Source organism: Luteibacter sp. (genome assembly GCF_036500425.1).
In the GTDB taxonomy this organism is placed as follows: domain Bacteria; phylum Pseudomonadota; class Gammaproteobacteria; order Xanthomonadales; family Rhodanobacteraceae; genus Luteibacter.
The window spans coordinates 56,047-73,759 of record NZ_DASYCB010000058.1 but is presented as its reverse complement, the minus strand read 5'-3'; the positions used below and the strand labels follow the sequence as shown (position 1 = coordinate 73,759).

Annotated in this window: 15 protein-coding genes; 5 read left to right on the top strand and 10 right to left on the bottom strand. The window is 65.6% G+C overall.

Annotation, left to right across the window (positions count from 1 at the left end; genetic code table 11):
* Nucleotides 1–63 precede the first annotated feature (63 nt).
* The 9 genes from VGN46_RS14905 to pilG form a co-directional block, all read right to left on the bottom strand.
* Nucleotides 64–627, bottom strand: coding sequence for a hypothetical protein (locus VGN46_RS14905; protein WP_331644559.1), 564 nt, complete (start codon nt 625–627; stop codon nt 64–66).
* Between the two features lie 92 nt (nt 628–719).
* Nucleotides 720–911 carry a hemin uptake protein HemP gene (gene hemP / locus VGN46_RS14900; protein WP_414675263.1) on the bottom strand — a complete coding sequence of 64 codons (192 nt, stop codon included), beginning with the start codon at nt 909–911 and terminating at the stop codon, nt 720–722.
* A 91-nt stretch (nt 912–1,002) separates the two neighbouring features.
* Complete coding sequence (locus VGN46_RS14895) at nt 1,003–1,473, bottom strand: chemotaxis protein CheW (protein ID WP_331644555.1); 471 nt, start codon at nt 1,471–1,473, stop codon at nt 1,003–1,005.
* Nucleotides 1,470–3,167 (bottom strand): chemotaxis protein CheB, encoded by a 1,698-nt coding sequence (locus VGN46_RS14890; RefSeq protein WP_331644553.1) that lies wholly within the window; start codon nt 3,165–3,167, stop codon nt 1,470–1,472. The genes VGN46_RS14895 and VGN46_RS14890 overlap by 4 nt, the downstream gene beginning before the upstream one ends.
* The gene (locus tag VGN46_RS14885; RefSeq protein ID WP_331644551.1) at nt 3,160–9,552 is read right to left on the bottom strand and encodes an Hpt domain-containing protein; all 6,393 of its coding nucleotides are present in this window, start codon (nt 9,550–9,552) and stop codon (nt 3,160–3,162) included. Before VGN46_RS14885 ends, VGN46_RS14890 begins: the two co-directional genes overlap by 8 nt.
* 4 nt (nt 9,553–9,556) lie before the next feature.
* Complete coding sequence (locus tag VGN46_RS14880; protein ID WP_414675262.1) at nt 9,557–11,587, bottom strand: methyl-accepting chemotaxis protein; 2,031 nt, start codon at nt 11,585–11,587, stop codon at nt 9,557–9,559.
* A 172-nt stretch (nt 11,588–11,759) separates the two neighbouring features.
* Entirely contained in the window at nt 11,760–12,305 is a 546-nt protein-coding gene (locus tag VGN46_RS14875) for a chemotaxis protein CheW (RefSeq protein WP_331644547.1), read from the bottom strand.
* A 12-nt stretch (nt 12,306–12,317) separates the two neighbouring features.
* Nucleotides 12,318–12,689: a response regulator gene (locus tag VGN46_RS14870; RefSeq protein ID WP_045831082.1), complete on the bottom strand. Its 372-nt coding sequence runs from the start codon at nt 12,687–12,689 to the stop codon at nt 12,318–12,320.
* Nucleotides 12,690–12,721: 32 nt separating this feature from the next.
* A complete protein-coding gene (gene pilG / locus VGN46_RS14865; protein WP_331644544.1) occupies nt 12,722–13,123 on the bottom strand; it encodes a twitching motility response regulator PilG in 402 nt (133 codons plus the stop codon).
* Between the two features lie 258 nt (nt 13,124–13,381).
* Between pilG and gshB the strand changes: the two genes are divergently transcribed.
* The gene (gshB, locus tag VGN46_RS14860) at nt 13,382–14,323 is read left to right on the top strand and encodes a glutathione synthase (protein ID WP_331644542.1); all 942 of its coding nucleotides are present in this window, start codon (nt 13,382–13,384) and stop codon (nt 14,321–14,323) included.
* Nucleotides 14,320–15,183 (top strand): TonB family protein, encoded by an 864-nt coding sequence (locus VGN46_RS14855; RefSeq protein WP_331644540.1) that lies wholly within the window; start codon nt 14,320–14,322, stop codon nt 15,181–15,183. The genes gshB and VGN46_RS14855 overlap by 4 nt, the downstream gene beginning before the upstream one ends.
* A gap of 133 nt (nt 15,184–15,316) precedes the next feature.
* On the opposite strand, the gene VGN46_RS14850 is transcribed toward VGN46_RS14855, so the two are convergent.
* Nucleotides 15,317–15,646, bottom strand: a complete 330-nt coding sequence (locus VGN46_RS14850; RefSeq protein WP_331644538.1) for a hypothetical protein — start codon at nt 15,644–15,646, stop codon at nt 15,317–15,319.
* A gap of 91 nt (nt 15,647–15,737) precedes the next feature.
* Between VGN46_RS14850 and VGN46_RS14845 the strand changes: the two genes are divergently transcribed.
* The 3 genes from VGN46_RS14845 to VGN46_RS14835 are packed head-to-tail and all read left to right on the top strand — an operon-like array spanning nt 15,738 to nt 17,692.
* Complete coding sequence (locus VGN46_RS14845) at nt 15,738–16,304, top strand: YqgE/AlgH family protein (RefSeq protein ID WP_331644536.1); 567 nt, start codon at nt 15,738–15,740, stop codon at nt 16,302–16,304.
* Between the two features lie 3 nt (nt 16,305–16,307).
* A complete protein-coding gene (ruvX, locus tag VGN46_RS14840; RefSeq protein WP_331644534.1) occupies nt 16,308–16,727 on the top strand; it encodes a Holliday junction resolvase RuvX in 420 nt (139 codons plus the stop codon).
* Between the two features lie 38 nt (nt 16,728–16,765).
* The gene (locus tag VGN46_RS14835) at nt 16,766–17,692 is read left to right on the top strand and encodes an aspartate carbamoyltransferase catalytic subunit (RefSeq protein WP_331644532.1); all 927 of its coding nucleotides are present in this window, start codon (nt 16,766–16,768) and stop codon (nt 17,690–17,692) included.
* Nucleotides 17,693–17,713 lie beyond the last annotated feature (21 nt).

Sequence of the window (17,713 nt, the reverse complement as noted above, 5' to 3'; positions counted from 1 at the left end):
CGCTTGCGCGCGATGGGGCTTCCCGCAAGCCCCATCGCGCGCAAGCGCGCTCCTACAGGGCGTTTAGCCGGTAATGGCTACGGATTCGGAGACGGCGATGTCGCGGGCGACGCCACGGCCTAGCGAGGAAATGGATACTTCGCGCGCGCCGAGCACGTCGAACCCGACAAGGCGCCGACGCTGGAAGCTCAGCACGCGTGCCCGGCAGGCACGGAGCCACTCGCGGTCGGGTGCGCGACGCTGCGGTGCGTCGATCGGTGTGGCGCCGGCGAACAGGCCATCCCAGGCGAGGTAGTCGGTGTCCGGGAGCAGATAGATGCGTGCGAGCGTATCCCCCTCCCCGCTCACGCAATCGAGCCACTCGCGCGGCCCCTCGGCCGTGATGGCACAGGTCAAGCCGACGAAGTGCGTAGACATCAAGGGTGCGAGCTCGGCGTTTTCCACCAGGCAACCGGCGGGCGGGACAGCGTTCGCGGGGCAGCCCGTGGGCCGCGGCGCGAGGTACAGCACGCCACCAAGCTGGCCAAGGCCTTCGACCAGCGTACGCGGAGGCACCGCGAGCCAGCGAGTGGTGGAGCCGTTACGGGCGCGCGACTGCACGCCGAAGGATGCGAGCCAACCGAACATGGGGCGTCTCCCGGTGACGACCTGGAAAGAGATGCCTGGCTGGCGGAGAGGGGAGGCCCGCGTGGCTTGGCGTCGGGGAGATGGAACCAGGGTTACTTGGTGAGGATGAGCTTGTCGTTGCGCGTGAGGCGCAAGTGGTACTCAGCGCCCTGGTGCTCGATCACGAGCTCGCGAGAACCATCGAGGAGGTTCTTGCTTTCGATGCGGCGGGTGGCCGTGGTGACCGCACGCAACGGGACGACCTTATCGCGGCCGGCGGCTTCGGTCAGGGGAAGGCTTCTCATCAACATGGCTAACTCTCCGCAAGTGAGGGTGCGGAGTTGATGATAATGATTCTCAATTACGAGTCAAGCGTTTTGTAGCGTGTCGTGGGCGTCAGGCGGCTTCCTGCATCTCGACCAGGGTAGCTTCGATACCTTCGAGATCGGGGATCACCGCGGTGTCGTCGCGCACCAGCACGTGGGCACGGACGCCGAATGGCAGGTCGTGGCCATCGTGGGTGGGCAGCAGGAGCTCGGCATTGAGGGTGGTCAGGCGCGGGAAGCCGTGGGTAAGCACCGCGATATACGGCATGTCTGCGCGGTTGCCGATGGCCTTGAGCACGGCGACGCGGGCCGCCTGCGGCGGTGCGTCCTCGGCGAGTTTCGCCACATGGTCGAAGCTGACCAGCGGAATGTGCCAGCCACGCCACTCGATGCGGCCGGCCAGCCACGCCGGGGCGTCGGCCACGGGTTCGACGCCGGCTAGCGTGATCACTTCAGCCACGGCTGCGTTGGGCAGCAGCAGGCGCACGCCGCCACTGGGAATCAGGACGCAACGGATCTCGCGCGGTAACGGCTCGCTCATGGGAATTCCTCGTTCAATTTCCTGGCCAGCGCGGCGACATCGCCCGCATAACCGGCCACACGCTCCTCGCGGATGCCCGTGACCATCTGGCCGCGCTCGTCCTCCGGCGCGATCGTCTGCACCCAGACCCGGCCGCCGCCGTCATAAACCGCTTGCGCGCCGGCAACCGCATCGTTGCCACGGCCAGCGAACACGATCGCCAGGGCGTCGGCACCGAAGCCGCCTGCCAGCGTGCTGAAAATCCCGTCGATGGACGGGCCGGTCGCGTTGACGGCGCTGCCGTCGTCGCGGACGGTAACGCTGCCATCACGGCGGATCTGAACGTGTGCGCCGCGCGGGACAACAAGCACCTCGCCGTGGCTGGTCGGCACGCCGTCGGCGGCCACGCGGCCGCGGCCCAGGCGCTGGGCAAACGCTGCCGTGTCGTCTGCGTGGTGCGCCACGACGAGCACGGTGGCTGGCAAGCGGCCCGGCATGGCGGCCAGGAACAGGCGGATGGCATCTTCGCTATCAGCCGCACCGGCTAGCGCAACCACGCGACGTACCGCGCGGGTGCTGGTCTCCAGGATCATCTCGTGGCTGAACTTGCCATCGGTGCTAGGCGCGATGGCTTCCTCCAACGACACGAGTTCCAGCTTGAGGCCGCTCTCGATCGCGACGCTGCCGTCGTCGACGATATCGTGCGCGAGGTATTCGGCCGCGCTCATGGTTTCAATGCCGAACTCGGACGCATCCGGGCGCAGCGCAGCTTCCGGAACGATCGTGTCGTGATCGATCAGGTCCCATTCGGGCACCGGTGGCGCGACATAATCCGTGGTCCGCGAGGTGATCTCGAGAGTCGGCATGTCGTTCCGCGTGGCATCAGCGACCAGTTCATCAGACGGCGCGAGGCTGAACTGGCTGGCATCGAATTCGCTTTCGACGGCGGCCGTGGGTAGCGGGCTGTCGTCGACGACTTCGAAACCGGAGAGATCGAGCGAAGCGAGATCGGTGAGTTCGAGCGGCATGGACGGCAGATCGTCGATCCCATCCGAACCCTTTACGCCATCCGCGCCCGACTCGGCCAGCACCGCTTCGAGTTCGGCGGCGAGATCTTCGGGAGCGACGCCCTGCCCCTCGTCGAACGATTCGGTAAGCGGCATGGAAAATTCGAGTTCATCGACGGCATCGACCGGTGTCGGTGCGTCGACCACATCGACCTCAGCCATGGGCGTTTCGGCATAACCGTGCACACCCGTGATAGAGAGGTCCTCCGTTAACGGCTCGGCAAGCAACTCCTCGGCGGGAGCCGGCTCGCTGGCGATCGCTGCGACGCGCGGTTCGATCGCGCGGGAATCGTCCGGGCGCGGCGGGTCAAGCGGCATGCCGCCCACCAGCTTCGCCGCCAGGTGACGTGCCCAGCGGGCCCGGTCCCAGCCTTCGAGGTTGCGGCTCGCATCGGCGTCATTAAACACCAGGCGCGGATGGCCGCCTTCGACGGTCTCGTACAGCCTGTCCAGATCGGAGTCGCTGGGTTCATCCAGGTCCACGACGACCACGTCGGCTGACGAGCCGACGAGTTCCGCGGGAGCAAACGCCTTCAGGTCGGACTCGTAGACGATCCGCGCGCCCTGCGCGACGAGGGCGTCGCGCAGGTGGGCCGAGAGACCCGCGTCATCGAAGAGCAGCGCGACGGACGGCTCGCGTTCAACCATGGGTTACTCCGAGCACGTCGTTGATCTGCACGACCAGGTCGTTCTCCTGGTAGGGCTTGCCAATGTAGCGGTCCACGCCGATATCGAAGGCGCGCTGGCGGTGCTTATCACCGGTGCGCGATGTGATCATGATGATCGGCACGCCGGCCAGGCGCTCGTCAGCTTTCATAGCCGTAGCGAGTTCGTAGCCATCCATGCGCGGCATCTCGATATCGAGCAGCATCAGGTCGGGCACGCGCTCGTTGAGCTTCTCGAGCGCATCCACACCATCCTTCGCAGTCATCACTTCGAACTCGTGGCGCTCCAGCACGCGGCCGGTCACCTTACGCATGGTGATCGAATCATCGACCACCATCACCAGCGGCTTGACGCGCACTTCATCCTGCTTGCGCGGGGCATGCGGGATGGCCGCCTCGGCTTCGAACGCGCGGCGGGCGACGCCATGGCGCACGAGCGGGGCGAGATCGAGAATCATGAGCAGCGAACCGTCACCCATGATCGTGGCGCCCAGGATGCCCGGGACCGAGCTGACCTGCGGACCGACCGGCTTGACCACGATTTCGCGCGAACCGAGCACGGCATCCACGCGGATGGCGGCACGCAGGTCACCCGAACGGGCCAACAGGAGCGGGATGTCACCTTCATCCGGCGAACCGATGACGTGCACGCCGAGCAACTGCGGCAGGTCGTGGATCGCGTAATCCTCACCGGCGTATTCGAACAGCGGATCAACGTCCGCCATGCGGTGCGCGAGCTCGTTCGGTTCGACCTTGGCCACGCCGTGCACCGAGGTCATCGGGATGGCGAAGTTGGTTTCACCGATGCGGACGATCAGAGCCTGGGTCACCGCGAGCGTGAACGGCAGGCGCATGACGAAGGTCGTGCCCGTGCCGCGCTGCGATTCGATGGCGAGGGTGCCACCGAGCTGCTTGATCTCGTTGGCGACCACGTCCATGCCGACGCCACGCCCTGCCACCTGGGTGATCTTCTCCGCGGTGGAGAAGCCCGGCACCTGGGTCAGCTGATAGATCTGGTCGTCCGAGACACGTGCATCGGGGCGCAGCAAGCCGCGCTCGATCGCCTTCTCGCGGATCGCGTCACGATCCATGCCCGCGCCATCGTCGGAAAGACGCACCACGACCTCGGTGGCTTCACGCGCCACCTGGATGCGTACCGTGCCTTCAGCGTTCTTGCCTGCCGCTTCGCGTGCGCTGGGCGCCTCGATGCCGTGGGCCACCGCGTTACGCAGCATGTGCTCGAACGGCGCCTTGATGCGGTCGAGCATGTTGCGGTCCATTTCGCCGTTGGCGCCCTCCACCACCAGCTGCGCGCGCTTGCCAACATCGGAGGCGGCCTGGCGTAGCGTACGGCGAAGGTTCGGCACCATCGCATCGAACGGCAACATGCGCGTCTGCATCAAGCCTTCCTGAAGCTCCGCGTTGACCTTCTGCTGCTGCAACAGCAGCGTTTCGGTCTGGCGTGTCAGGTCGTCCATCATTGTCTGCAACGACACGAGATCGGATACCGACTCGGCGAGCGCACGCGAGTACTGCTGGAGCTGCGAGAAGCGATCGAGTTCGAGCGGATCGAACGTCGCCGACGCGGTGTCGCGGTTTTCCTGGTGGTAACGCGCGATGATCTGCGTTTCGGTTTCGATCTCAAGCATGCGCAGCTGGCTGCGCAGGCGGCTGACCGTCTGTTCGTGTTCGGTAAGCGTCGAACGGAAGCTGGCGGTCTGCTGTTCCAGGCGAGAACGGTAGATCGACACTTCGCCGGCATGGTTCACCAGCGTGTCGAGCATGTCGGCGCGGACACGGATCTGTTCCTGCGACGCGCGCTGGAGCTCCTCCTCCTCCATTTCCGGGAGCAGGTCGGGCAAGGCGCGGTCGAGGACCGGGATCGGCTCGGGCTGCGCGACCGTCGGCTGCCAGGGCTCTGGCTGCGTCGCGGCTTCGCGCTCTTCGCGGTAGTTCTCGGCGGTGAGCGTATCCGGCGCGATCGGAGCACCCGCGAGGCGGGCGAACGGTTCGATGTCGGCTTCACTCAGCGCGATCGGCTGATGCCTTGCGATCGCCAGGATCATCCGATGCAGGCGGTCGAAACCGTTCTCCATGGCCTCGATCGCGGGGCCGTCGCTTTCGCGCTGGCCACCGGCGACGGCGTCGAGCAGAGCTTCCATCGCATGGGCGAAATCGCCCACGGTGGCGAGGCCCGCCATGCGTGCACTGCCCTTCAGCGTATGCAGGTCGCGCTGCAGGGCGGCCACATGCTCGCCCTGCTGCGGCTCCGCGCGCCAGCCGGCGAGCGAGGCATCGGCGTGGTCGAGGATTTCGCGGCCTTCTTCCACGAACACTTCGAGCAGGTCTGGGTCGATATCGGCGTACGGCGAGAGCTCCGGTACGAGTGCCGGGGCTTCGTCTTCGACCGCTTCGTGCACGGGCTCGGCGAGGGGTTCGTGGGACTGGTCTTCGATGGTGACCGGTGCTTCGATCGCCTCGGGGTCGGTGGTCGCTTCGGTTTCCGGGGTTGCGGCCTCGAGATCGCGCGCAAGAAGCGCTCCTACAAGGGCGTCGTCGGCATCGAGCGATGCGATAACCGATTCTTCTTCGAGGATGCCGTCGTCGGTGTGCAGCACGTCGCCGTCGTGGGACATCGGCTGCGGCAGGTCCGTCTCGGGTTCGGTCTCGACGGACGGCGCTTCGTCGAGCGACGCCTGCGCTTCAGCGTCGGCTTCGCCGACGAGGGCGCGCCACGCGGCGTCTTCGTTCGGATCGTAGGTGGTGATCGGCGTGACGTCGATGGCCGGCGGCTCGACCGAGAAGCCTTCCAGCGAAGCCATCAGCTCCGCGGTCAGGTCATGCTCGCTATCGACCAGCTCGATCGGGTTCAGCTCGACGTTCCCGTGCTCGGCCGGAGCCGACCCGGTATCGGTGGCGTCGGTGATGACGGCTGCGTCGAATGCCTCGTCGTGGTGCGGTTCGTCCAGCGATGCGACGAACGGTTCCGCCACCGGCTCGTCAGCCTGGGGCGGCTCGCCCTGTGCCGGCGTAGCGGCATCCACCGCAGCACCCTCCAGCGCGGCGAGTTCGCCGGCCAGCATGGCTTCCAGCTCGGCCTCGAGCGACAGCGTCGGCGCCTGGCCTGCCACGAAGTCGTCATGGGCGTGTGTCGCCGCCTCCGCGGCGTCGCTGGCCAGGTGAGCTTCCGCTTCACGCACATCGGCGTCGAACCGGTCATCTTCGTGGATGAAGGCTTCGAGTTCGGCTTCGTCCAGAGCAGAAAGCGGCTCGGCATCGACGGGGGCGTCGAGCGCCACGTCGTGGTGCGCCGGTGCCTCTGCAACCGGCGATTCCACCGGCTGCTCGTCTTCGAGCGGGAGCGGATCGGGCTCGTAGAGGATATGAGCGACGGTGGCTTCCGGCTGTTCGTCGCGGAGAGCGACGATTTGCGCGGCGAGCGCCGACACATCGGGCACGCGCGGGTCTTCGGTATCGAAGAGGCCCATCACGTGATCGACGAGGTCGGCCGCATCGGTCAGCGCGTCGACACCTGCTGCACGCAGCGGCACGCCGCTCGCGCGGACGCGCTTGATTAGCCCTTCCAGCGGTGCCAGCACCTGGATCAGCACGGGGATATCGACCATGCCGATGGCACCGTGCAGGGTATGCACGGCGCGCAGCAAGCCGTCGTCCACCGGCAGGTCGCCGTCACCGGCGCGCGCAAGATTGGCGCGGATCACGTTGAGGTACTGAGCGACTTCCGTGCGCAGGATATCGAGCAGCACGGCGTCGACCGGCGGTAGCGGCGGGGCCGCATACACCGGCTCATCAACCGGCAACGGCTCGGGTTCGGCCGGCGTGGCGTGGCCATAGCCGGCGAACGCAGCGGTAGGCACGGCGGCGATGGTGTCGCGCAGAACGCGACGCTTCACCTTGGTACGCACCTTCTGCACCGCGTTGCGGGCGACGTCCTCGACGAAGGCCATGTCGCCAAGGGCGAGACGATCGGCGGTTTCCATGATCGCCGCGATAGGCGCCGTGACATGGGTATCGCCTTCCAGCGCTGCCTTCAGCTGCGGCAGCGCCTCGACGGCATGGCCGACCAGCGCCTGCACGCCTTCGTGCGGTGCGATCGAGCCATCGAGGACGCGATTGAGCGTGTTCTCCACCTTCCAGGCGAATTCGCCCAGCAGGCGGGCACCGACCAGGCGGCCGGAACCCTTCAACGTGTGGAACGAGCGGCGAACGAGGATAAGCGCATCCGGTCGCTCTGGATCGGGCAACCATGCGGCAAGTGCCTTGCGCAGGTTATCGATCTCTTCCTGGGTCTCTTCGAGGAAGATTTCGCGGATTTCGTCATCGATGCCATCGACGGTGATCTGGAAGCCGGCGAAGTCGGACACACCGGCATCGCCACCCACTTCCTGCTCGATTTCTTCTTCGATCTCGACCCATTCGTCGTCGGCGCGCGCCGGCGCGGCGGCCACTGCATCAACGACTGGCGCGGCGGCTTCCGCGACGGCCGGTGGCTCGTCGACGAGATCGAACGTGTCGGCGAAGCTGGACACGGTGTCACCCGCATCTTCACTGCTCGACGGCACGGCGATGTGCTCGACAGCACTGGCTTCGATCTCACCCAGTGCCTCGCTACCCAGGCCTTCGGCCGCGGCATCGACAGGCACGGGCCAGTAACCCAGCTCAGCCAGGCTCTGCTGGGTGACGTCGAGGATATGGTCCAGGCCACCACGGTGTTCGCGCGCAGCCTCCAGGTAGTACTCGAGTGCGGCGACCGCGTCGGCCAGGCGATCCATCTGCGCGCCATTGGGCACGCGACGGTCACCGAGCAGTTCGCGGTGGATGAACAGGCCGATGCCATCGGCCAGTTCGCCCGGGCGCGGCGCGCCCAGCATCTGCATGGCACCGCCGATCTCGGCCATCAACTCCGGGGTACCGACGAGCTGGTCGTGGTTCCACTGCGACTCGACGAACGCGACGATGGCATCCTTTACTTTCGAGGTGTTCGCGGTGGCCTCGCGCATCAGCGCGGTAAGGATGTGGCGGGCCTCGCTGCGCGGCAGCGGCGACGGGCCGCTCTCGGACATCGGGGTATCGCCTTCGGCACCGAGGCGCTCGATATGGTCGTCCAGCGATGCTTCGACGTAGAGCAGTGCACCGGCGACATCGAGCAAGGATTCTTCATCAGGCGCACGCGAACCCGCGGCGATCTCCCCAAGGATCCTGCGCTGTTCCCCGACGACACGGCGCGGCACGCCAAGGGCAAGCATGCCCAGCGTATCGCCCACGCGGTCGAGCACATCGGCCTGCGGGCCAAGCTGGCCCGGATCGCCGTCGGGACGGCGCAGGAACAGGTCAAGCGATTCCTTCACGCGAAGCAGGTCTTCCTTGATCGCAGCCGACACCGTATCGAGGAGCGCACGGTTGTGGCCCGACATGGAACCACGTGCGTGCTCGACTTCCGCCGCGCGCGGCAGCAGGCCGTCCAGGCGGTAGGCCTGGCGCAGCTCGTCGATGCGCTCGCTGCCCGGCTTGGCCTGGGCGACGTAATAAAGGAGTTTACGGGCGAGTTCATCCGAATCCCCCGTGAGCATGGCTTCTTCGCCGCCATCCACGAGTTCGCGGATCGAACGGTCGACGCGGCCGATCAGCTGGCGCACGTCCTTTTCATGGGCGCGCAGCACGCCGCGCTCCAGGCCTTCCAGCACGCCTGCGGCGATCCACCACAGGCGGCGGCCGGCAATGGTGTAACAACGCGCAGCGATGCTATCCAGCGTGGCGCGCATGCCGAGCAACTGGCGCTCGTTACCCTGGCCGCGGAACCACGCCAGCAGCTGTTGCTGGAAGCGCGCACGCAGTTCGGGCAGCTCACGACGGTGTGCCTCGGCGACGGCCGGATCGGCCGCGCCCGGTGCACCCAACGGGAGCGCGGTATCGAGATTGGGTGTGAACAGCGCGGATTCATCCAGCGACTGTTCGCCACGGCTCGCACGCAGGTCATTGAGCAGCGGCAACAGCACGATGGGCACATCGCGGTGGCCGCTCTGCAGGCGCTCGAGGTAATCGGGCATCTGCATCATGCCGCGCATCAGCGCGGCGTAGGCTTCATCGCGGTTGGCCACGCGATCGCTGATCAGCGCCGCGACCAACTGCTCCATTTCGCCCACGACCATGGCCGCGCCATACAGCTCGACCATGCGCAACGTGCCGTGGACCTGGTGGAGGTCCGCGGCACAGGTGTGCATGACGTAGGTGTCGCGGGAATCCTCGACGTACGACTCGAGCGCCTGGCGTGCCTTGGACAAGGCGTCATCGAGCTCCGCCTTGACCCAGTGCAGCGTGGTGAAATCGGTATGGTCTTGAAGTCTCACTGCATCAGCCCGGCAGCTTGAAGTTCGCGACGGACAGGCGCAGGTCGTTCGCGAGCTGGGCCAGGTTTCCGATCGACTCGGCCGTCTGGCTGGCGCCCAGCGACGTCTGCGAGGTGATCTCCTGGATGACATTCATCGTTGCAGACGTATCCGTCGCCGCGGCCGACTGCTGGCGTGCTGCCGCGGAGATGTTCTGAATCAGCGCCGAGAGGTCGTTCGACACGCGTTCGATATCGCCCAGTGCCGTACCGGCATCCTCGGCGAGACGGGCACCGGCCACCACTTCCGCGGTGGTCTGTTCCATCGAGCTCACGGCTTCGTTGGTATCGGACTGAATCGCCTGGACCAGCGTTTCAATTCGCTTGGTCGCGCTCGCGGAGCGTTCCGCGAGGCGCTGCACTTCGTCCGCCACCACCGCGAAGCCGCGACCGGCTTCACCGGCCGAGGCCGCCTGGATGGCCGCGTTAAGCGCCAGGATGTTGGTCTGCTCGGCAATGTCGTTGATCAGTTCCACGATCGAGCCGATCTCCTGCGAGGACTCACCCAGGCGCTTGATGCGCTTGGAGGTCTCCTGGATCTGGTCACGAATCGAGTCCATGCCCTGGATCGTCTCGCGCACCACTTCCGCGCCGCGCGATGCGATCTGCACCGAGCGCTGCGCCACGTCGGCTGATTCGGCCGAATCCTTCGACACCGTATCCATCGAGGTGGCGATCTGGTTAATGGCGGAGGTCGCGGAGGTGATCTGCTGCGCCTGCTGTTCGGCCGCATCGGCCAGGTGCATGGCGGTGGCCTGGGTTTCCTGGGCGGCCGCGGACACGCGCACGGCGGTCTCGTTAATGGTGGTCACGAGATTGCGCATCTCGTCCACCGCGGAGTTCATAGCGTCAGCGATGGCGCCCGTGATGTCCTCGGTCACCGTGGCCTTGATGGTCAGGTCGCCTTCGGCGAGCGTACCCATCTCGTCCAGCAGTCGCATAATCGCGGTCTGGTTACGCTGGTTCAGCTCACTGGTGGTCTCCAGGCGACGGCGCTGGTCGCGGACCAGGCTGAAGACGAGGACCAGGGCGAAAGCCACCGTGGCGATCGCGCCGAGCAAGCCGGCCCACACGTTCGGGAACAGGCGGGTCAGCGGCAGCTTGGCGATCTGGTCGGCGGACTCGTTCGCGCGCAGGAGCACGGTCTGCGAATCCAGCGAGGCCTGGTTACCGGCGCGCTTCACGTCCTGCAGGTTCGGCGAGGCGCTGACGAGCTGGCTCACCGGGTCGACCAGGTCGCCCCAGGAGGTCTGCATGTCGGCCAGGATCTTGTGCGCGTTGGCATCGCCAATGGCGCGAACACCGCCATCCGGGTTGCCTTCGAGCAGGCCCTTCAGCACCGAACCGTAGAGCTGCGCATCGCGGGACAGGCCGTCTGCAGCCGACTGGGCACCGTCACCACCCTGCAGGATCTCCTGCACGCGGCGGATCATACGGTCAGCCATCAGCATCCAGCGGGCGATGGTGAAGGTCTGCTCTACCGAGGCGTTCTTCTGCTGGACGATGTTGAGCACTTCGTCCGTGCGGGCGTTCAACAGCGGCATCTGCTTGGAGAACAGGTCAGCGCGTTCGCCCGAGGCGAGCACCAGCTGCTTGTTCGACAGGATCTTGCCGATGTCGGCGTCCAACTGGTGCCAGGCGTTGGCCAGCGCGCCGATGGCGCGACCGGTGCCACCCGCCTGCTGCTGGTAGGCCGGCATGCCGGTCTTTTCATCGCCTGCCACCAGGCGCTGGACTGCCGAGTCGATGGTGTTGCGGGTGACCGCCAGTTCATTGAATGAATCGCGGTTGCCATCCGAGGCTTCGAGCGCGTACTTCGCGGTCTGCTGCGAAAGCACCTGCACCTGCGTCGTCAGCGCGATCGCTTCGCGGTCTTCGCCGTTCTTGCTGTTCAGCAGCCAGAAGTCGACCGATGCCAGGCCAATGGATAGAAGCAGGAACACGATAACCATCGTGTAGCCACCTTCCCGGCCTGCGCCCCCTGTTGTCGTGCTCATATCCACCTCACCCAAACAAAACCCGGTGACCGAGGCTTCTGGCAGCCCCCGGCAGACGAGCGGCCCTGCAACAGAGCCACCCCCTCATTCCTGTCGCGGTACCGGCGAGCCGGCCCCGCTTATCCTGTGCGGGGCGGCCATCCGGCCGTCCCGTCCCCCTTACTGGGCGCCCTTAGAGCGCCGCCTGCCGGAAATCCGGCGCACGAACCAATCGGTTCATGCTGAACAACCCGAACGATTGCTCGCCGAGCTCGATGTTCTCTGTCACGAAACGCGCCAGGCGCGGATCGAGTTCGTCGACACCGGTACCGCGCTGGTCTTCATCCATGGTGCGCTGGCCGAACACTTCATCGACCAGCAGGCCGACGGTGCCGCCGTGCTGGCGCACCAGCAGCAAACGCATACGCTCCGACGACGGTGTACGTTCATCGAAAAGAAAACGGCCCAGGTCGATCGCCGGGACCAGGTTGCCGCGCACGTTCGCTACGCCCATCAGCCACGGCTGGGTGCCGGGTACGTTGGTGAGCGCCGGCACGGCCAGCAGTTCGTTGATTTCGTCGATGCCGCTCACGAAGGCACGGCGGCCGACGCGAAAGCCAATGCCACGCCACAGGCCGAGGTTTTCGACCCGCTCGGGCGTGCCAGCCGAATGCGCCAGGCACGCGCGCTCGTAGTGGGCGAGCAGTTCAAAGGGCGTCAGTGCCGCATTCTCGCTCATGGCGTGCCCTTCTTAATTCTGCTTCGGCAAAAGATCGGCGATGGTCGAGAGCAGTTCCTTCTCGTTCACCGGCTTGGTGATGAAGGCCTTCGCGCCCTGGCGCAGCCCCCACACGCGGTCGGTTTCCATCGATTTGGTGGTAATCATCACGACCGGCACGTCCGCCGTGGCCGGGTCGCGGCTCAGCGTACGGGTGGCCTGGAAGCCATTCATGCCCGGCATGATCACGTCCATGATCACCAGGTCAGGTTTGCTCGCGCGGATACGGTCGATGCCAGCCTCGGCATTGTCGACGCTGGAAACGGAAAAGCCCGCCTTCTCGAGCAGCGTGGTGAACACGCGAACGTCGGTGGGCGAGTCGTCAATGATGAGGATATTTGCCACACGTCCCCCTGGACGCTTACGGAATGGGTAAGTCAGCCGGCCGTCGCATAGCGATGGATCGCGCCGAGGAGCTCGTCGCGGGTGAACGGCTTCGTCAGGTACTGCTCCGCGCCCACGATGCGGCCGCGCGCCTTGTCGAACAGGCCATCCTTCGAGGACAGCATGATCACCGGCGTGCCGCGAAACTGGGCGTTGTTCTTGATCAGCGCACAGGTCTGGTAGCCATCGAGCCGCGGCATCATGATGTCGACGAAGATGATGTTCGGCTTCTGGTCCGAGATCTTGGATAGCGCCTCGAAGCCATCGACGGCGGTAAGCACGTCGCAGCCTTCCTTCTTCAACAGGGTTTCTGCCGTACGGCGGATGGTTTTCGAGTCATCGATGACCAAGACCCGCAAGCCGGCCAGGTCCGTACCGCGTCCGTTGTCGTTCACTACGCCCCCGTCACACGAAAAAACTGCAAGTCCCGGCAAGAGGATAGCCCCATTGTGGCAGGGTATCCGTGCGCCAGGTCGTAAAGCCCGGCACCCCCGGGTGCCGGTCACCGCTCTTCGGCGGCCCGTGCCACGCTGTTTAATGGGTGGCCGGGTATTCCGTCAAGATGAATTGTTCCTAAAGGGACAACGCCTTGTGAAATCATCGGCACCGCTCCACTAAACTTGACACCTTTCCCGATCGCCCAGGCCCCCACCATGCCGCTCTCCGTCGCCGTCCTGATGGACCCGATCCGCGCCATCAAGATCGCCAAGGATTCCACCTTCGCCATGCTGCTGGAGGCCCAGCGCCGGGGCCACGCCCTCTTCTACATGGAGGAAGGCGACCTCGAGCTACGCGCAGACGAGGCCTGGGCCCGCCTGCGCCCGCTCGCCGTGAAGGACGACCCGACCGGCTGGTTCACCCTGGGTGAGCCGACCTGGCGCCCGCTGGCCGGGATGGATATCGTGCTGGCCCGCAAGGATCCGCCCGTGGACGAGCAGTTCATCTACGACACCATGGTGCTCGAGGCGGCCCAGCGGGCCGGCGTCAAGGTCGTCAACGACCCGCGCAGCCTGCGCGACTGCAACGAAAAGCTGTTCGCCCTGCAATTCCCCCAGTGCATCTCCCCGACCCTGGTCTCGCGCGACCGCAACCAGCTGAAGGCCTTCGTGGCCGAGCATGGCGAAGCGGTGCTGAAGCCGCTGGACGGTATGGGCGGGCGCGGGATCTTCCGGGTCAAGGCCGGCGACAGCAACCTGAACTCGATGCTGGAGACCCTGCTGGACGGGGGTCACCACTTCACCATCGCCCAGAAATACATCCCCGAGATCACCGCCGGGGACAAGCGCATCCTCCTGGTCGATGGCGAGCCGGTGCCGTATGCCCTGGCCCGGATCCCCCAGGGCGATGAATTCCGCGGCAACCTGGCCGCTGGCGGTCGTGGCGAGGGTGTGCCGCTGTCGGAGCGGGATCGCTGGATCGCTGCCCAGGTCGGCCCCGAGCTGGTCCGCCGCGGGCTGCGTTTTGTTGGCCTCGACGTGATCGGTGATTACCTGACCGAGATCAACGTCACATCTCCGACCTGCATCCGCGAGCTGGATGCCCAGTTCGGGATTAACATCGCCGGGCTGATGTTCGACGCGATCGAGGCCCGATGACGACCCGTACCACCGGCGCCGACCTGATCGGCGCGACCTTGCTGTTTTCGCTGCTGCTGCACGGCGTCGTCATCCTCGGCGTCACGTTCCAGGCCGAAAAGCCCGCCCCCAGCGTCCCGACGCTGGATGTCACGCTCGTGGACGTTGCTAACCAGGAACAGCCGGACAAGGCTGACTTCCTGGCCCAGGCCAGCAACGCGGGCGGTGGTGACCGTGACAAGGCCGCGCGCCCCTCCGAGCCGGTGAGCGGCCCACTACCTACCCGCAATACGGGCCTGGCGCCGCAGGTCGAAGAAGCCCAGGCCCCGTCGCCGCGCGAGGCAACCCCCGACCAGGTGCTGACCACGGCCGGCCAGACCGGCTTTCACGTGGATACCACCCAGCAGCAGACCGAGCAGAAGGAACACCCACTGCCCCCTTCCGACAAGGACGTGGAGCGGAAGCTTGAGATGGCGAAGCTGGCCGCTGAAGTGCGCGACCAGTCCGAGGCCTATGCGAAGCGCCCGAAGAAGAAATTCATCTCCTCGAACACGCGTGAGTATGTCTACGCCGCCTACATGAAGGGCTGGGTCAACCGCGTGGAACGGGTGGGCAACCTCAACTACCCGGACGAATCGCGCCGCAAGGGTGTCTACGGCGATCTGGTGCTTACCGTCTGCCTCAACCGCGATGGTTCGATCAAGAGCATCGACGTAATCAAGAGCTCGGGCCATAAGCTCCTCGACGATGCCGCACAACGCATCGTGCGCCTGTCAGCCCCGTTCCCCGCCTTGCCGAAGGACACCAAGGAAAAGGTGGATGAGCTGTACATCACCCGCACCTGGCAGTTCTTGCCAGGGAATGTCCTTCGGAATTATTGAGCGGCTTCAACGCTTCGTTGGCTGATCGCGCGCAAGCGCGCTCCTACACGGCCTGCGCAGGTCTTGTGTAGGAGCGTGCTCGCACGCGATTCACGTTGCGGCACCGCCGATCACGCGCAAGCGACGGGGAGTACTACGGCTTGGGCAGGAGCTGGTCGGCTTCGCTGACGTAGGCTTTCTCCGCCTTGCGGTCCCACACGCAGAGTTCACGCCCGGGGGCGTTCTTCATGTGCTTCTGCGGGTAACGCCCTGCCAGTACCAGCGCGGTGACGGGCACGCGGTCGTCATACTTAATGAGGCCACCCACCGGCTTCACATCCCTCAGGCCGCTGGCGGCGACGCATGCGCGGGTTACCCTTTGGTCATAGTCCTTCCAGGCAGAGGATGTCGAAGCCTGCGCCGCAAGCACGCCGCAGGCCGCGAAGGCGCACACAAAACCCTTAACAAACATCATCTTCGGCATAACTTGCCTCCATGTGAACCGGCGCACACGGTACGCGCCCGGCTCTGAACAATTCCGCACGATCATCGCCCGCTGCGGATACAATAAAACCATGAGTACCGCTAACACCTTCGCCGGCCAGTTCCTTATCGCGATGCCATCCATCGCGGAGCCGCCGTTCGCACGTGGCGTGGCCTTCGTCTGCCAGCATGGCGAAGACGGTGCCGTGGGCCTGCTCATCAACCAGATGTCCGAATACCGCCTTGGCGATGTGCTGGCGCAAATGAAATTGCCTTGCGAGGATCCCGAGATCGCGGATCACGCGGTCCTGATCGGGGGCCCGGTACAGCAGGAGCGGGGCTTCGTATTGCACCGCGAGCACGGCCATTGGGATTCCAGCTATCGCATCGATGAGGAATGGTCTGTCACCACGTCGCGCGACATTCTCGTCGCGATGGCCCGTGGCGATGGCCCGCGCCGCGCCGTTGTCACGCTCGGTTACGCCGGGTGGGAAGCCGGCCAGCTCGAGCAGGAAGTCATGGAAAACGCGTGGCTCAATAGCGAAGCGGACGAACGTATCATTTTCGAGACGCCGATCGAAGAGCGCTGGTTCGCGGCGACACGCAAGATGGGCGTACGCGATCCGTCGCAGCTCACCGGCTACGCCGGGCACGCCTGATCCATGAGCTGCCTGTTCGGTTTTGATGTCGGCACGAAGGTGGTCGGGGTCGCCGTCGGTAATCGCCTGACCGGCACCGCCCGCGCGCTGGCTGCACTGCCTGTCCGTGATGGCCAGCCCGACTGGCAGGCACTCGACCATCTCCGCCGCGAGTGGCTTCCCGCCGAGCTGGTGGTCGGCCTGCCGCTGGATAACGAGGGCAAGGAACAACCGATGACGCGCACCGCGCGCCGGTTCGCCGAAAAGCTTACCGAACGCTACGGCATTGCCGTGGCGTTCGCCGATGAACGCATGAGTTCCCAGGAAGCCGCCCGGCGTTTCGCCGCGGCGCGCGCCGCGGGCACCCGCAAGCGTTCAGACGCCAGATCGATCGACGCCGAGGCTGCCGCTGTCATCCTCGAGTCTTACCTGCTGCAAGCGTAAAATCGCACGCTATCCACTTGTTCAGCCTTGAGGACGTCATGTCAAACCGCCTGCGCCACCTGACCACCCTCGAGAACCTGCCGCGCGAGACCATCGAGCGCCTGCTCGACAAGGCCATCCACTTACGCGACCAGTCCGCACACGGCACGCGCAAGCTCGATATCCTCACCGGCCGCACCGTGCTCAACCTGTTCTTCGAGCCGTCCACGCGCACCCGCACCTCGTTCGAGCTGGCCGCACGCCGCATGGGCGCGGATGTGATCAATTTCGACCTGGGGCACTCGTCGACCAGCAAGGGGGAGGAGCTGTTCGATACCCTGCATACGCTTGAGGCGATGCACCTGGATGCGATCATCGTCCGCCACAAGATCTCGGGTACACCCGACGAACTGGTGAAGCACGCGATGAGCGGCGTTGCCGTGGTGAACGCTGGCGATGGAAACCGCGCACACCCTACGCAGGGTCTGCTCGATGCGCTCACCATCCGCAACCACCACCCCGATTTTCGCAAGCTGAAGGTGGCGATCTGCGGTGATGTCCGTCATTCGCGCGTCGCCCGTTCCGATGTGCATGTGCTGACGGCCATGGGCGCGAAGGATGTCCGCATCGTTGGCCCGGCACGCCTTCTTCCGGCCGAGGGTGAGCTCAAGGGCGTCACGTTGCACGAAGATTTTGATGCGGCGATCGAGGGCGTCGACGCCGTGATCATGCTGCGCCTTCAGAAAGAACGCATGGCATCCACCGACCTTCCGGATGAAGCGGCGTACTTCGAACGCTATGGCCTGGATACGAAACGCCTGGCGCGTGCTGCCAAGGGTGCCCTCGTGATGCATCCCGGCCCGATCAACCGCGGCATCGAAATCGCCCCGGAGGTCGCCGACGGCGCCCAGTCGCGCATCCTCGAGCAGGTCGGCAACGGTGTCTTCGTGCGTATGGCCGTGCTATGCGAGGTGATGGGGCGGTGAAGAACATGCCGGGCCGCGCCA

What these genes read in the sequence shown, in the direction of transcription:
- VGN46_RS14905 (WP_331644559.1), bottom strand. Translation starts at nt 627, where the DNA reads ATGTTCGGTTGGCTCGCATCCTTCGGCGTGCAGTCGCGCGCCCGTAAC.
- hemP (WP_414675263.1), bottom strand. Translation starts at nt 911, where the DNA reads ATGAGAAGCCTTCCCCTGACCGAAGCCGCCGGCCGCGATAAGGTCGTC.
- VGN46_RS14895 (WP_331644555.1), bottom strand. Translation starts at nt 1,473, where the DNA reads ATGAGCGAGCCGTTACCGCGCGAGATCCGTTGCGTCCTGATTCCCAGT.
- VGN46_RS14890 (WP_331644553.1), bottom strand. Translation starts at nt 3,167, where the DNA reads ATGGTTGAACGCGAGCCGTCCGTCGCGCTGCTCTTCGATGACGCGGGT.
- VGN46_RS14880 (WP_414675262.1), bottom strand. Translation starts at nt 11,587, where the DNA reads ATGAGCACGACAACAGGGGGCGCAGGCCGGGAAGGTGGCTACACGATG.
- VGN46_RS14875 (WP_331644547.1), bottom strand. Translation starts at nt 12,305, where the DNA reads ATGAGCGAGAATGCGGCACTGACGCCCTTTGAACTGCTCGCCCACTAC.
- gshB (WP_331644542.1), top strand. Translation starts at nt 13,382, where the DNA reads ATGCCGCTCTCCGTCGCCGTCCTGATGGACCCGATCCGCGCCATCAAG.
- VGN46_RS14855 (WP_331644540.1), top strand. Translation starts at nt 14,320, where the DNA reads ATGACGACCCGTACCACCGGCGCCGACCTGATCGGCGCGACCTTGCTG.
- VGN46_RS14850 (WP_331644538.1), bottom strand. Translation starts at nt 15,646, where the DNA reads ATGCCGAAGATGATGTTTGTTAAGGGTTTTGTGTGCGCCTTCGCGGCC.
- VGN46_RS14845 (WP_331644536.1), top strand. Translation starts at nt 15,738, where the DNA reads ATGAGTACCGCTAACACCTTCGCCGGCCAGTTCCTTATCGCGATGCCA.
- ruvX (WP_331644534.1), top strand. Translation starts at nt 16,308, where the DNA reads ATGAGCTGCCTGTTCGGTTTTGATGTCGGCACGAAGGTGGTCGGGGTC.
- VGN46_RS14835 (WP_331644532.1), top strand. Translation starts at nt 16,766, where the DNA reads ATGTCAAACCGCCTGCGCCACCTGACCACCCTCGAGAACCTGCCGCGC.